The sequence below is a fragment of the Kitasatospora sp. NPDC005751 genome, from assembly GCF_040630835.1.
Taxonomy (GTDB): Bacteria; Actinomycetota; Actinomycetes; order Streptomycetales; family Streptomycetaceae; genus Kitasatospora.
Map to the genome: position 1 here is coordinate 1 of NZ_JBEXYC010000051.1, position 12,887 is coordinate 12,887.

Annotated in this window: 15 protein-coding genes; 9 read left to right on the plus strand and 6 right to left on the minus strand. The window is 72.5% G+C overall.

Annotation, left to right across the window (positions count from 1 at the left end):
• On the plus strand, positions 1 to 192 hold a 192-nt coding region (locus ABZ497_RS29475), incomplete at its 5' end, for a pyridoxamine 5'-phosphate oxidase family protein (protein WP_359809559.1).
• 481 nt (positions 193 to 673) lie between these two features.
• Here ABZ497_RS29475 and ABZ497_RS29480 read toward each other — a convergent pair.
• The 4 genes from ABZ497_RS29480 to ABZ497_RS29495 form a co-directional block, all read right to left on the minus strand.
• Positions 674 to 1,054 carry a hypothetical protein gene (locus ABZ497_RS29480; protein WP_359809561.1) on the minus strand — a complete coding sequence of 127 codons (381 nt, stop codon included), beginning with the start codon at positions 1,052 to 1,054 and terminating at the stop codon, positions 674 to 676.
• A complete protein-coding gene (locus ABZ497_RS29485) occupies positions 1,051 to 1,731 on the minus strand; it encodes a hypothetical protein (protein ID WP_359809563.1) in 681 nt (226 codons plus the stop codon). Before ABZ497_RS29485 ends, ABZ497_RS29480 begins: the two co-directional genes overlap by 4 nt.
• 297 nt (positions 1,732 to 2,028) lie before the next feature.
• Positions 2,029 to 2,844: a class I SAM-dependent methyltransferase gene (locus ABZ497_RS29490; protein ID WP_359809627.1), complete on the minus strand. Its 816-nt coding sequence runs from the start codon at positions 2,842 to 2,844 to the stop codon at positions 2,029 to 2,031.
• A 122-nt stretch (positions 2,845 to 2,966) separates the two neighbouring features.
• The gene (locus tag ABZ497_RS29495) at positions 2,967 to 3,872 is read right to left on the minus strand and encodes a LysR family transcriptional regulator (protein ID WP_359809565.1); all 906 of its coding nucleotides are present in this window, start codon (positions 3,870 to 3,872) and stop codon (positions 2,967 to 2,969) included.
• Between the two features lie 139 nt (positions 3,873 to 4,011).
• Between ABZ497_RS29495 and ABZ497_RS29500 the strand changes: the two genes are divergently transcribed.
• The 6 genes from ABZ497_RS29500 (at position 4,012) to ABZ497_RS29525 (ending at position 8,968) form a co-directional block, all read left to right on the plus strand.
• Positions 4,012 to 4,848: a 3'(2'),5'-bisphosphate nucleotidase CysQ gene (locus ABZ497_RS29500; protein ID WP_359809567.1), complete on the plus strand. Its 837-nt coding sequence runs from the start codon at positions 4,012 to 4,014 to the stop codon at positions 4,846 to 4,848.
• A gap of 147 nt (positions 4,849 to 4,995) precedes the next feature.
• Positions 4,996 to 5,592 (plus strand): NAD(P)-binding domain-containing protein, encoded by a 597-nt coding sequence (locus ABZ497_RS29505; RefSeq protein ID WP_359809629.1) that lies wholly within the window; start codon positions 4,996 to 4,998, stop codon positions 5,590 to 5,592.
• A 211-nt stretch (positions 5,593 to 5,803) separates the two neighbouring features.
• Positions 5,804 to 6,346 carry a hypothetical protein gene (locus ABZ497_RS29510; protein WP_359809569.1) on the plus strand — a complete coding sequence of 181 codons (543 nt, stop codon included), beginning with the start codon at positions 5,804 to 5,806 and terminating at the stop codon, positions 6,344 to 6,346.
• A gap of 169 nt (positions 6,347 to 6,515) precedes the next feature.
• The gene (locus tag ABZ497_RS29515; RefSeq protein WP_359809570.1) at positions 6,516 to 6,803 is read left to right on the plus strand and encodes a hypothetical protein; all 288 of its coding nucleotides are present in this window, start codon (positions 6,516 to 6,518) and stop codon (positions 6,801 to 6,803) included.
• 345 nt (positions 6,804 to 7,148) lie between these two features.
• Positions 7,149 to 7,685, plus strand: coding sequence for a winged helix-turn-helix domain-containing protein (locus ABZ497_RS29520; RefSeq protein WP_359809572.1), 537 nt, complete (start codon positions 7,149 to 7,151; stop codon positions 7,683 to 7,685).
• A complete protein-coding gene (locus ABZ497_RS29525; protein ID WP_359809574.1) occupies positions 7,682 to 8,968 on the plus strand; it encodes an MFS transporter in 1,287 nt (428 codons plus the stop codon). Before ABZ497_RS29520 ends, ABZ497_RS29525 begins: the two co-directional genes overlap by 4 nt.
• Before the next feature lie 396 nt (positions 8,969 to 9,364).
• On the opposite strand, the gene ABZ497_RS29530 is transcribed toward ABZ497_RS29525, so the two are convergent.
• Both ABZ497_RS29530 and ABZ497_RS29535 read right to left on the minus strand, forming a co-directional pair.
• Positions 9,365 to 9,922 (minus strand): hypothetical protein, encoded by a 558-nt coding sequence (locus tag ABZ497_RS29530; protein ID WP_359809576.1) that lies wholly within the window; start codon positions 9,920 to 9,922, stop codon positions 9,365 to 9,367.
• A 257-nt stretch (positions 9,923 to 10,179) separates the two neighbouring features.
• A complete protein-coding gene (locus ABZ497_RS29535) occupies positions 10,180 to 10,884 on the minus strand; it encodes a TetR/AcrR family transcriptional regulator (RefSeq protein WP_359809577.1) in 705 nt (234 codons plus the stop codon).
• Between the two features lie 95 nt (positions 10,885 to 10,979).
• On the opposite strand from ABZ497_RS29535, the gene ABZ497_RS29540 reads away from it, so the two are divergent.
• Both ABZ497_RS29540 and ABZ497_RS29545 read left to right on the plus strand, forming a co-directional pair.
• Positions 10,980 to 11,897 carry an alpha/beta hydrolase gene (locus ABZ497_RS29540; protein WP_359809579.1) on the plus strand — a complete coding sequence of 306 codons (918 nt, stop codon included), beginning with the start codon at positions 10,980 to 10,982 and terminating at the stop codon, positions 11,895 to 11,897.
• Between the two features lie 294 nt (positions 11,898 to 12,191).
• A complete protein-coding gene (locus tag ABZ497_RS29545; RefSeq protein WP_359809581.1) occupies positions 12,192 to 12,731 on the plus strand; it encodes an HAD domain-containing protein in 540 nt (179 codons plus the stop codon).
• The last annotated feature ends 156 nt before the right edge of the window (positions 12,732 to 12,887 follow it).

The following is a 12,887-nucleotide window of genomic DNA, read 5'->3' on the forward strand; positions in this document are numbered from 1 at the left end:
CACATCGACGAGAGCCTCAGCCGGGGCTGGAGCGTGCTGATCCTCGGCCGGGCCCAGTACGTCGAGGACCCCGACGAGATCGCCCGGCTCAAGGAACTGCCGGGGAGCACCCCCTGGGCCGGCGGCGGCCGCGACCTGTGGGTGCGCATCCGCCCGGACGAGACCAACGGCCGCCGGATCACCGCACGGTGACCGCGCTACCTCAGTCCCTTCCACTACTTCACACCCGACGACGCCCTCGCCCACGACACCGTTCCCTGGACCTCGCCAGCGGGCCTGTCCGCCGTAGGCCTGGCCGGCCTGACAGCGGCCTTCCGGCTGCTGAACCGCCGGGACCTCGCGATCTGACCAGTCGGCGGCCACAGCCGCGGGGCGGAGCAGTTGTCGAGCGAGGAGTAGCGGGTGCGTCGGCGGGCACGGTCACGTCCGGATGCCCTCTGCCACGGTCGTATTCCCCCTCCAGCCACCGGTGACTGAAGGGGGAATCCACGAGTCGCCCCGTGGCGGCGGGTCGACGTGGCACGCGGTAGGCCGTACTACTCGGGCGGCTGCGCCTCCACGGCGACGGGCGGCACCAGGTCGTCTCCGAGAGCCGACCCGGTGTCGGCCCGCCCGCCGCTCGCCGACTCGAGCGGTCGGTGGGTGGCACCCGCGTGTGGTGTGCGCGTGCGGATCAGCCCGGGTCGGTACCGCAGACGTAGTACGCCTTGCCCAGCCCGGTGACGGTGCCGGTCAGCATCCCCAGGGCGGCGCCGGCCGCCGCTCCCTCGGGGCCGGCGGCGGCGGCGAGCTGGCCACCTCGCAGGGCACCCAGCAGGGCGGCCTTGGCTGCGCCTTCCACCATGCTCTTGCCCAGCTCCTTGGCCATGCACTTGTTCCACTCGTCCGAGTTCTTCGGGTGCTCGCGGTCGGGAATCGGCCAGAACGCGGGGTGAACGGTCGCCTTCGCGGAGGTGGTCGTGAGCGCGGCGGTCGTGACACCGCCGGTCGCGAGGCCGCCGGTCTTGGCGGCCGGAGCGGTGGTGGTGGTGTAGCTGACGGACGGCAGGGTCATGAGCCGTCGATGGTGTCGCCGGGAGCGTTCTCGATGGTCTGCGTGATGACGTTGCCGGTGACCGTCAGGTTGACCGGGTGAGTGGTCCCTCGGGTGTCCACGACGGCACTCGGCTTGATCGTGCCGATCCTGGCCCCGGTGGCGGTGTCGACGAGCTTCACCGTGTTCGGGCCGTCCTGCGACGCCGCGGTGCCGTCGGGGAGGTCCGGGGTGAACGAGGCCCTGGTGGCCATGGTCAGGGCCGGCGCGTCAGCGCTCGTCACGCTCGTGGTGCCCGGCTGGTCCGGGCTGGTGTGGGCGACGTACATCGTGGAGCCGGCCGTGGAGTTGATGACCGGGACGGTCACGGTCGCGTCGGTCGTCCACGGCTGGTTGTCGGTGTCGAAGGTCCACGTTCCCGTGACCTTCTTGCCGACGGCCGCGAAGTCGACCCATCCGTAGTTCTTGGCGGGGACGGTCACCGCGATGCCGTTGATGGTCGACTGGTCGGACTCGTAGGTCGTGGTCGTCTGGAGCTGGGTGGAAACCATGGCCTGGACCGGGACGGACACGCCGACCGAGGAGGACAGGCCCACACCGAACGACTGCGACCAGCCCGAGTGGTAGATCGTGGTGAAGACCTGCGTCACCTTGTCGGCGGTGTCGTAAGAGAGCTTCATCTCGGATGAGGTGTCCATGTCATTCTCACTCACCGGGCGCGCCGGGCCGGGCGGAATGTGACCTTCCCTCATGTGATCCGCGTCTCGTACACGTTCAAGACTTGTCGATGAACGGTTCTCCGTGCCCGTACTTCGCGCACCGCGAGTCGCGGACCCCGCTGAGCATTGACGCATCAGGACGTGAGCGGCGCACATCCGGTGACGCTCTCGCCGGATGTGCGCCTCGTCGGCGTCCGCCGGGCCTGTCTCCCGGCAAGTCGGAGCACTCGTTCGACCGCGGCAGCGATTCGGCGGCGATGAAGGACTCGAGGCGCCCTACCGGCGGACCGCCGAGACCAGTCCGCCGGGCCGCTCCTCGCGCCGCGGCGGGGTGCTGATCGGGCGGCCGTAGGCTGCACCGCACTCGCGCAGCGTGTGGCAGTCGGCCTCCCAGCCGTGCCCGGCCAGCCAGCGCACCGGGTCGTCGGGCATCTCCGAGACCCACAGGGACGCCGCCGACCCCGGCACGGCGTCCGCGCCGAAGCGCTCGATCACGCCACGCGAGCCCAAGGTCAGCCCCATCCGGCTGCCCGCCGCCGACCGTGCGCCGATCCGGGCCAGCAACAGCTCCACCGCGCCCTCGGGCAGGTAGATCAGCAGTCCTTCGACGATCCACACCGTCGGCGCGGCCGGGTCGTGCCCTGCGGCGGCCAGCGCGCCCGGCCAGTCCTCGCGCAGATCCACCGCGACGGTGCTCCGATCGCAGCGTGCGACGGCCCGCTCCTGGCGCAGCACCGAAGCCTTGAAGTCCAGTGGCGCGGCGGTGTCGACCTCGAACAGCCGGGTGCCCTCAGGCCAGTCCATCCGGAAGGCCCGGCTGTCCATGCCGGCACCGAGCAGCACGACCTGCCGGATCCCGGACGCGCAGGCCTGCCGCAGCAGGTCGTCGAGGAACTTCGTCCTGATGACGATGGAGTACGACACGGCCAGCCGGCGGCGCCGCGCGGCCTCGTCGTCGGGCAGCGGCGGCGAGGGGGGCCACAGGCCGCCGGCGGCGGCGAAGGCCTGGGCCAGTGGGTCGCGGAACAGCGCGTTCTCCCGCGCGGTCTCCAGCGCCCGCACCCTGGCCACCCCCACCGCCGTGGCCCACACTCCCGACGGCTGCGCCCGCCCCCGCTCATCAGTCACCGCGCCAGCCTAGATGACCGGCTCCAAGGGGCCGGGTGGAGGGAACCAGGTAACTCATCCGGGTGGAGCGGCCCGGACGGTGCCGACTACGGCGCTGCGCAGGCGGCCAGCGCGGTCCGTGCCAGTCCGCGCAGCCAGGCGTGGGCGTGGTCGTTGTCGTGGCGCTGATGCCACGACAGGTAGACCGGTGCCGAGGGCAGTTCGAGCGGCAGGGGCAGGGCGACCAGGCCGAGGTCGGCGACCGCGGTGCGTGTGGTGGCTTCCGGGACGCTGACCAGGACGTCGGAGCCGCGGGCGAACTCCAGCGCGGCCGCTTCCGTCGGCGCGCTCGCCACGACGCGGCGGCTGAGGCCGAGCCGGGCGAGGGCGTCGTCGAGGGCGTTGGCGAGGTTTCCGCGTCGCGAGACGGTGATGTGTTCGGCGGCGGCGTAGTGCTGCGCGGTGACGTCTTCGACGCGGGTGAGGGGGTGTCCGTGCCGCACGATGATGACGAGGGGGGTCTCGCCCACGTTCTCGGCACGGATGTCCGGTGCGGCCGGGCAGTTGGCGTTCGCCTCCAGGTCGACCTCGCCGCGTCGCAGCCCGGGGGTGTCGCCGCTCGATTCGGCGAGGAAGCGCAGGCGCACGCCCGGCGCCTGTGCGCGGACGGCGGTGAGCAGGGCGGGGCCGCTCGCGGCGACCAGGGAGTCGTGCCAGCGGAGGGTGAAGGTGCGCTCCAGTGTCGTCAGGTCGAGTTCACGGCTCGGCGCCAGCACCCCCTGGACTTGGTGCAACAGCTCGTGCACCTGTTCCCGGACGGCGATCGCGTACGGGGTCGGGGTCATCGTGCGGCCGGTGCGTACCAGGATCTGGTCCCCGGTCGTACGGCGGATCCGGCCCAGACTGCGGCTCATCGCGGGGGCGGTGACGTGCAGGCGCGCGGCCGCCCCGGCCACGCTGCCCTCCTCGAGGAGCGCGTCGAGCGCGGCGAGCAGATTCAGATCCAGTTGCATGGGAGTAATCCTAGCCGTGCTTGACATGCAGTTGTGGTTAATGACTGGGCTGTCTACCTTCGAGATGTGAGCGCGGGACGCAACGGACCGCTCGGCCCGACCGGCCCTCATCACCTCTGCTGGAAAAGGAAGTTCCGCCATGTCCGCGATGCTTCAGAACACCACCGCCGTCGCCGCCGCCGTCGCCACCACCGCCGACACCGACCTGCTCGCCCAGGTCGCGATCGCCGTGCGCGAGGCCGGCTCCGCGCTACTCGCACGCTTCGGTGACGTGGTCCACTACCGGACCCGCGAGGAGCTGATGCACGCGCTCGCCGCCAACGACGACACGGCCCTCGACGTCCTGCGTCCCCGCCTCACGCAGCTGCGCCCGGAGGCCGGGTGGGTGGAGGACGAGCTGGACGGTGGGGCGCTGCCGCCCGGCGAGTGGTGGGTCGTCGACCCGGCCGAGGGCAACGTCAACCACCTGCACGCCCTGCCGGATTGGGCGGTGACCGCCACCCTGGTACGCGAGAACCGGCCGGTGCTCACCGTGGTCCACCTGCCGTTGACCGGCGAGACCTACACCGCGCTCGCCGGCGCGGGCGCGCACCTCGACGGCCGGCCGCTGCACGTCTCCCCGACCGCGGACCTCGGCCTGGGCATCGTGGCCACCAGCCAGGCCCGGCCGGACGAGAACGAGGAGGTCGTGCGGCGCGTCGGCTCCTCCATCACCGCGATGCTCTTCGACGCGCTGGTCGTCCGCACCGCCGTGCCCGCGACCCTGCACCTGGTGAACGTGGCCGCCGGCCGGATCGACGCCTTCTGGCAGTTCGCCGGCGCCCGGGCGGACCTGCTGCCCGGGGCACTGCTCGTCACCGAGGCCGGCGGCCGGATCTCCGACGCCCAGGGCCGCCCCTGGACCCCGCTGAGCGAGAGCTTCCTGGCCGCCGCGCCCGGCGTCCACGCCCAGGCCGTCACCACGCTCTCGCGCTGAGCGCGCCCCCGCACCACGACCACCCGCGCCATGAGCAACCGCACCACGACCACCCGCGCCACGAGCAACCGCACCACGACCACCCGCGCCACGAGCAACCGCACCACGACCACCACGATCCCGTACGAACGGAAGGACCCCCTCCCCATGACCACGATCGCAGTTCTCGGCAACGGCCGCGTCGGCGGCAACCTGGCCACCGCCCTCACCCGGGCCGGACACGAGGTGACCGTGGCGGACCGCACGCCGGGCGCCGCCGCCGACGCGGCCCGCACGGCCCGGATCGTCATCAACGCCACCCCGGGCGACGGCTCGTTGGAGCGGCTCACCGCCCTGCGCGAGGAACTCCGGGGCAAGATCCTCGTCGACGTCTCCAACGCCACCGCGGACGGACCGGACGGACTGCCGGGTGAACTGCTCTACCCCGGGTCGAGCCTCGCCGAGCAACTCCAGGAAGCGCTCCCCGAAACGCATGTCGTCAAGACCCTCAACACCATGCTCTTCCCGGTGATGACCGCACCGGCCATGCTCACCCGGGCACCCGACGCCTTCCTCTCCGGCGAGGACCCGCAGGCCAAGCAGACCGTCCGCGAACTGCTCAACGACCTCGGCTGGCACGACGAGTGGATCACCGATCTCGGCGGGATCCGGACCGCCCGCGCCACGGAGGCCGCGATCCTGTTCGTACCGCACGTGATCCGCGCCAACGGCTTCTCGCCCTTCGCGATCTCGATAGCCCGCTGAGCCGGGCACAGCGCACCGCTCCGGCCACACCGCACCGTATCCCGGTGCGGTGCTGGCCGACCCGCTCGGCCGGCGTCCCCGCGCTCCGTGTCCTGGGCGTCGTGATTCGCCCGGTCCGGCCCCGGAGTGGGTTGGGCTTGCGGTGGCGGGGGAAGCGTCTGTTGCACGGCGGGGATGTCCTCGCGGTGCGGTGCGGGGACGGGGGAGAGCAGTGAGCGGGGAGTTACGTGCCGAGGAGAGACTGCAGCTCGCCCAGTGGCACCTGACGCGGGCGGACGGACTGCGTCTCGGTCTGGTGAATCGGGCCGGCACGCTCCTGAGCGCGGACGCGCTCGTGATCACGGGTGTGGTGTTCGCCTCCGGCGCGACGTCGTCGGACGTGTCGCCGGTGATCGGGGCTGCCGCGCTCCTCGCGCTGGTGGTGAGCGCGGGTTCGGCAGCCCTGGCGGCCTCGGTGCTCACCGGGTTCCGTAGGCTCCCGGGCATGTCGCGGCCGGCCGGCTTCCCGGTTCCGATCGCCTTCGGCTACGGCGACACCGTAGGTGCGTTCGGCTCTCCGGAGGAGTTCCGGTCCGGCTTCTCCGCTCAGAGCGTGGAGGCGGCGGCCGACTCCGCGGTCCTGGAGCTGTGGCGCTGCATCAGCGTCCACCAGCTCAGGGCGAGAAGGATGCAGCGCGCGACGCAGTGCCTTCTGGCCGGCGCGGCCCTCCTGGTCGCCATGGCCGCGGCGCGATCGGTCACCGCTCTGCTCTGAAGGCCCCGCGGCGACCGGCCCGCGGCTCAGCGCTGGTCATGTCCCGCGACAACGCCACGGCCGGACGGTGAGCGAGCGGATCCCTCCTGGCCTCCCCGATCCGTCGTGCAACCGACCTCCCTGCGGTGGCGCGGAACAGCCATACGCCGCCCGTCGTCAAGGAATCGGCGTGACCGACCCCGCCCGTCGCACCTCCATCCTCCAGGACATCGTCGCTCACACGGGCGTGCCACTGCTCCTCTCCTCCCTCATCCTTCGGATGGCCGCCGACCGCACCGGCACCCACCCCGGCCATCCCACGATCGCCTGGATCGCCCAGGGCCTCACCCTGCTCTGCCTCCTTGTCGGTATCGCCATCGCCGTGCTGCGCAAGGACCGCCCGTCCCCTGGCATGTGGCTCCTGCCGGCCGTGTGGACGTTCGGTACGGGAGTGGCCGTCCTGCACGATCTCCCGTAGGAGCGGGTGCCGGTCCGCATCGGCGCTTCGGTGACCAGGAGGCGGAACGCGTAGAGGTCAAGTTCCCTGCCCAAAGCCGGAGTTCTGGCACAAGAGAACGACCCCGGGTTCGTTGAACCACCCAGGTTGCCGAAGGGGCACGGGAAGGCCCTGGAGGTCCTTTCGATCATGGATCGACGGTCGTCGACAGCGAGGGCTGGTTGAGCGCCCACAGCGGGCCGAAGGCGCCCGCCCCGGCAGCTCGGGTGGGGGCAGGGGTGAAGGCCCCGCGTGCTGCACAGTCGATCCCGGGCGCGCGGGCGAAACCCCTTGACCAATGGTCAAGAAACGTTGACCATTGGACCCATGCCTACCGATGATCTCCCCGCGAAGTTCCACGTCACCACTGACGAGCAGCTACGCGCCGTCTCCAACCTCACGCGCCACCGGATCATGGCCGTGCTCCGCTTCGAGCCCGCGACGATCACGCAGATCGCCGAGCGGGTGGGCCTCGCGAAGGGGAGCTCCAGCTACCACGTGCGGCTGCTGGAGCGGGCCGGGCTGGTGACGGTGGTACGGACGCGGAAGGTCCGGGGGGTCACCGAGCGGTACTACGCCATGGCCGCGCGGTCGATCGTGCGCCATCCGGGCGAGGGAGGGCCGGACATCCTGATGCGGCATGCGGTGGCGGACCTGGAGGCGGCGCCGGCGGACGGCGAGCGGCACGTGCGGATGGCGCATCTTCGGCTCACCGAGGAGCAGTTCGCGGAGCTGGGGGCGCGGCTGCAAGCGCTGGCGGACGAGTACCGGGAGCTGTCCGATCCGTCCCTGCCGGACGCGTCGCTCGTCTTCGCCCTGTTCCACCCGGCAACCCGCGTGCAGGCCGAAGGAGACGCCAAGTGACCTCGGACATAAGGAAGGTGCCGACCGGGTTCGGACGGCTGTGGACCGCGCAGACGGTGTCCTCGCTCGGTGACGGCGTGACGCACGCCGCGCTGCCACTGCTCGCGCTGACGCTGACGCGGGATCCGATGGCGCTCGCCGTCGTCACTGCCGCCGGAACGCTGCCGTGGCTGCTGTTCGGGGTGCTCGGCGGTGCGCTGGTGGACCGCTGGGACCGTCGGCGCACGATGTGGGTGACGGACGCGGCGCGTGCGGTGCTCCTGACGATACCGGCGGCAGCGGCCGCGCTCGACCTGCTCGGCGTTCCCCTTCTCGCGGCGGTCGCCTTCCTGCTCGGCCTCGGCGGACTCTTCTTCGACACGGCCGCCACCGCCTATCTGCCGGACCTGCTCGGCCGCGACCCCGCACTCCTGGAGCGCGCCAACTCCCGCCTGCGCGGCGCCCAGACCGCCGCGTCCGGCTTCGCGGGACCGCCCGCGGGCAGCGCCCTGCTCGCGCTCGGACGGGCGGTTCCGCTGCTCGCCGACGCGGTGTCGTTCGCGTTGTCCGCCCTGCTCGTACGCTCGCTGCCCGCCGCGCCGCGGCCCCTGCCGCAGGCCCGCGAGTCGCTGCTGCGGCAGGCACGGGACGGCGCCTCGTACGTCTTCCGGAACCAGCTGCTGCTCGGGCTCGCGCTGCGTCCGGCGGTCGGGAACATCGCCTTCCTCGCCGTGGAGACCGTGCTCGCCCTCTTCGCGCACGACCGCCTCGGCATCGGCGCCTTCGGCTTCGGTCTGCTCCTCACCGCGGAGGCCACCGGCGGTCTGCTCGGCGCGGGCATCGCCTCCTTCCTCGGCCGACGGCTCGGCACCGGCACCGCACTGACCTGCACGGCCGCCCTCGAAGGGCTTGCCGTCCTGGTCCTCGCCGCCGCACCGAACCCGTACGTCGCCGGTCTCGCGCTCGCCGTCTGCGGTGCGGGCATGGGTGCCACGATGGTGCTGGCCCCCTCCCTCCGGCAGACGATCGTCCCCGCCCACCTGATGGGCCGGGTCGCCTCGACCTCCCGCATGCTCTCCATGTGCGCCGCCCCGTTCGGCGCCTTCCTCGGCGGCTGGCTGGCCACCACCTACGACGTACGGACCCCGCTCTACACCGCCGCCGGTCTCCTCCTCACCATGACCGCCGTCACCGCGACCATGACCAGCAACCGCCAGGTCGAGGCGGTACTGCGCGCCACCGCCCCGGCCGACGACCCGGCCCACCCGGGATCCCGGCAGCTCGTTCACGAGGGTGCCGTGTAGGACGCCGCGGAGGTCGTCGAGCCAGTCTCGCCTGCCAACACGCCACCGGCAGGCATCTGATCGCCCGATGCTCTCCCAAGCCACCGACAACCGCTCTCGACGGTGATCCGCCCAGCCGTCCGTCCCGCCGACAAGCCCCCCGGGGCCGGGTGGCTACAGACCTCGCGAGGCGCTCGCGCCCGCGGACGGAACGCGCTGCCCGGCCGGGCCGACGACGCGACGTCGCACCGCGCGGCCCCCACGGCCGCGAGGGCCGGCCCGACCAGCGGTCCGGACCCGGCCGCCGACGCGGCGGGCGAGAGCTGCGTCGGCAGCCGAGCCCGGTCACCACGGGGTCGAGCAGGACCGGATGCAGACCCGGCGTTCTGCCGGCCCCGGCGGCGGGTTGGTCCCCGGTCAGCCGAGCGTTGTGCCGCGCTCGTGCGCCAGCGCCTCCAGGCCGTACCGTGCCACGTGCTCGGCGTTGCTCAGGTCGATCGTCCGGGTGCCCTCGGCGGCCAGCCGCGCGTTGACCTCGTCCAGGTGCCGCTGGACGAGCTGCTTCTCGGCGTCGGTGGTGCGGCCCTTGTGCGGCCTGCCGGCGTGCTCCAGGCTGGCGTAGTTGACCCGCTCCCTGGCGCCCGTCGGCACCGCGGCCTGGCTCGGGACGGTCCGGGCCACCCGCTTGGCGCCGCGCAGCACGTCGGCCATCGGAGCGGCCGAGGCAAGCCGGTTGAACGCTTCGGCCTCCAGGACCACCGTCTCCGGCTCCTCGGCGTCCGAGAAGTGCAGCTCGATCGTCACCAGGTCGAGCGCCAGCTCCTCCACCGTGGCCAGCTCTTCCGCCAGCGCCTCGATCTCGACCGGCCCGCCCTCCAGATCGGGGTGCTGGCGCACCACGACGCGCACCAGGTCGCCGTCGTTCTCGACGTGCTTGCCGGTCAGGTCCGAGAACCGAATGATCTTCTGGCCCATGTCCACCTCTCGTGACTGCTGTGATCATCGGAGAGCCTACGCCGGGACCGATCGGTGGCGTCGCCGAACGTTCGGAAGCGCGGGGCAGGCGCGGCGACGGCTCTGCAAGCGGCCCGTGCGCTCGAACGCCGTAGCCTCAGGGGCTCCTGGCTGCCCGACGGGGTCCCCAAGCGGACCGAGCCCGCCGCGGAGTGCCCCACGGGTCAGGCCTCGGCGTCTGCCGCTGGGTCGTTGAGCGCGCGGAAGGTAGGACAAGCTCAGGAGTCGGCCCCCTGCGTGATGAGGCCGGTGAGCACCCGCCGCATGATGCGCTCGAACCGCTGTTGCCCGTCCTCCGCCGGGTCCGCTTCCGACTGCTGAGCCAGGGCCGCTGCGAGGTGCGGGTGCCCGCCGCGGGCCGCCGTCTCGCCGATGTACGCGGCCTGCGCCCCTTGGCGGCTTGTGAGTCCGCGGTCGGTCTGCAACTCGGCGCGGGAGAACTGCTCGGTCAGGGCGTTCAGTACGGCGACGATCTCCATACTGGTCCGGCCGGGCAGCCCGGCGGGGGCGAGCGCCTGGAGCGCGTACTCCAGGAAGTCCATCCCGTTCGGGCCGATCCGGAGTGGCTCCGGGGGGACGTCGACGAGCCAGGGGTGCCGCAGCCGCGCGTCCTTCGCCCGGACCGCGAGGGCGACCAGGTCCTCGACCGGGTCACCGGTCAGCGGGACGTCCAGGCCGATCTCGCCCGCGACCGCGTCCGTCATCAGGTCGAGGAGGTCGTCGCGGGAGCCGAGGTAGCGGTACAGCGACGCCTGGCCGGTGCCGAGTTCCGCGCCGACCTGGCGCATGGACACGGCCGCGAGGCCGCCGCGGTCCGCCAGCCGGACGGCCACCTCGGCCAACTCCGCACGGGTGTGCACGGCGGCGGGCCCGCGTGTGCCGCGCTCCGGCCTGGTCCAGACGATGACGGGCTCCTGGGCCACTCAAGCACCTGCTCTCATCCGTTGTCGTGCTGCTGCCTGCGAGCGCCCCCTATACTAAAACTGCGAACATCGATCGCACTTTATGGGAGGTCGCCATGTCCGAGTCCACCGCGCACCCGTGGACCCCGGTCCGCTTCGCCGAGAACGGGCCGGTCAAGCTCGCGTACGACCGGCTCACCGAGGGGACCGGCGGGGAGCCGCTGCTGCTGATGACCGGTCTCGGCGTCAACCGGCTCTGGATCCCGGACGGCCTGTGCCACCTGCTCGCCGACGCGGGCTTCGCCGTCGCCCGCTACGACCAGCGCGACGGCGGCGAATCCACCCACCTGCCGCCCTCCGCCACCAGGAACCCCGTCTCCGCGCTGTTCCGCAAGCGTGGCGAGGCCTATACGGCCGAGGACATGGCGGACGACGCGATCGCCGTCATGGACGCGCTGGGCTGGGAATCCGCGCATCTGCTGGGCGTCTCCCTCGGCGGCGCCATCGCCCAGCGCGTGGCCCTGCGGCACCCGGACCGGGTGCGGACCGTGACGACCATGTCCGCGGTTCCCGGCGATGTCGCGGGCCTGAAGACCATGCGGTTCATCCGGATGGGCACCCTCGCGAAGTTCGCCAAGCTGAAGTTCCCCGCTACCCGGGAGGGCGCGATCGCCGCCAGTGTCGAGGTCTCCCGGCTGCTCGCTTCGCCGGCCCGCCCCTTCGACGAGCACGCCGCGAGGGAAGCCGCCGAGCGCACCGCCGACGCGGGCGTCCACGACCAGCAGGCGCAGAGCCGCCAGGTCGGCGCCCAGTGGCACGGCGGGCCGATCAGCGGCATCCGGCGGCCGACACTGGTCCTGCACGGCGCGGACGACCCCCTGATCAAGCCCGCCGCCGCGACGGCGATCGCGTCCCGGATCCCGAACGCTCGCAAGCTGCTGCTGCTGGAGGTCGGCCACGAACTGCCCGAATCGGTCTGGCGCACCATCGCCGGCGAGATCCGCGCCCTGGCCGACCGGGCGGCGCGCAGCTGAGGAGTGCTTCGACGAAGGTCCGGCCATCGGCCTTCGCGAAGGCCTCGAACAGTCGGCCCGTCGGGGCGCCGCCTGCCGAGCCGGTGCCGGGGGAGGTCGCCGAGGCCGTGCTCGGCGCGCTCGGTGCCAACCCCCGCAAGAGCTTCTCGCACGACTGGGACGACGTACGCAAGGAGGCGTGCGACATGGCGCTCACCGCCTTGGTGACGCTCGCCCGTATGGGCGGCGACCCCCCGCCGCTTCTTCGACGAGCACCTGCGCCGGGTCGCTGCGCCACAGGGCTACCGTGCAGCGATGACCAGTTCTGCACAGCGTCCGCTGCTCTTCCTGGATGTCGACGGACCGCTGATCCCGTTCGGGGCCACCGCGCAGGAGCTTCCGGACGGTTATCCGACGTTTCGGACGGCTACCGGACTGCGGGGGGCGGACGCGAATCCGCTCCTGGCCAGGATCGATCCCGCGCATGGGCGCCGCTTGGCGGCGCTGCCGTGCGAACTGGTGTGGGCCACGACCTGGATGGCCGAGGCGAACGAGTACGTCGCACCGCTGATCGGCCTGCCGGAACTGCCGGTGGTGACCTGGCCCGAGCCGACCGACCAGGACGAGCAGGACGAGCAGGACGAGCAGGACGGCCTGCACTGGAAGACCCGCGCCCTGCTCGACTGGGCGGCCGGCCGCCGTTTCGCCTGGGTCGACGACGAGATCACGGACATCGATCGGGCCTGGATGTCGGCGCACCACGGCGGTCGGGCCCTTCTCCACCGCGTCGACCCCCGGCGGGGTCTGACCGAGGCCGACTACGCCGTGCTCGACCACTGGCTGCGCGAGGCCTGAGGCAGACCCCTGCCCGGGCGGCCGGTGCTGTCCGGGCGCTCGTGGACGGGCCGGGCTTCGCTCGGCCACTGGGTCGTCAAGTCGGCACGAGGCGGCAGGGCGGCGAGGGCGCGGTGCTGCCGGGACCGCGTCGGCGACGGCGACGGGTTGGGCCCG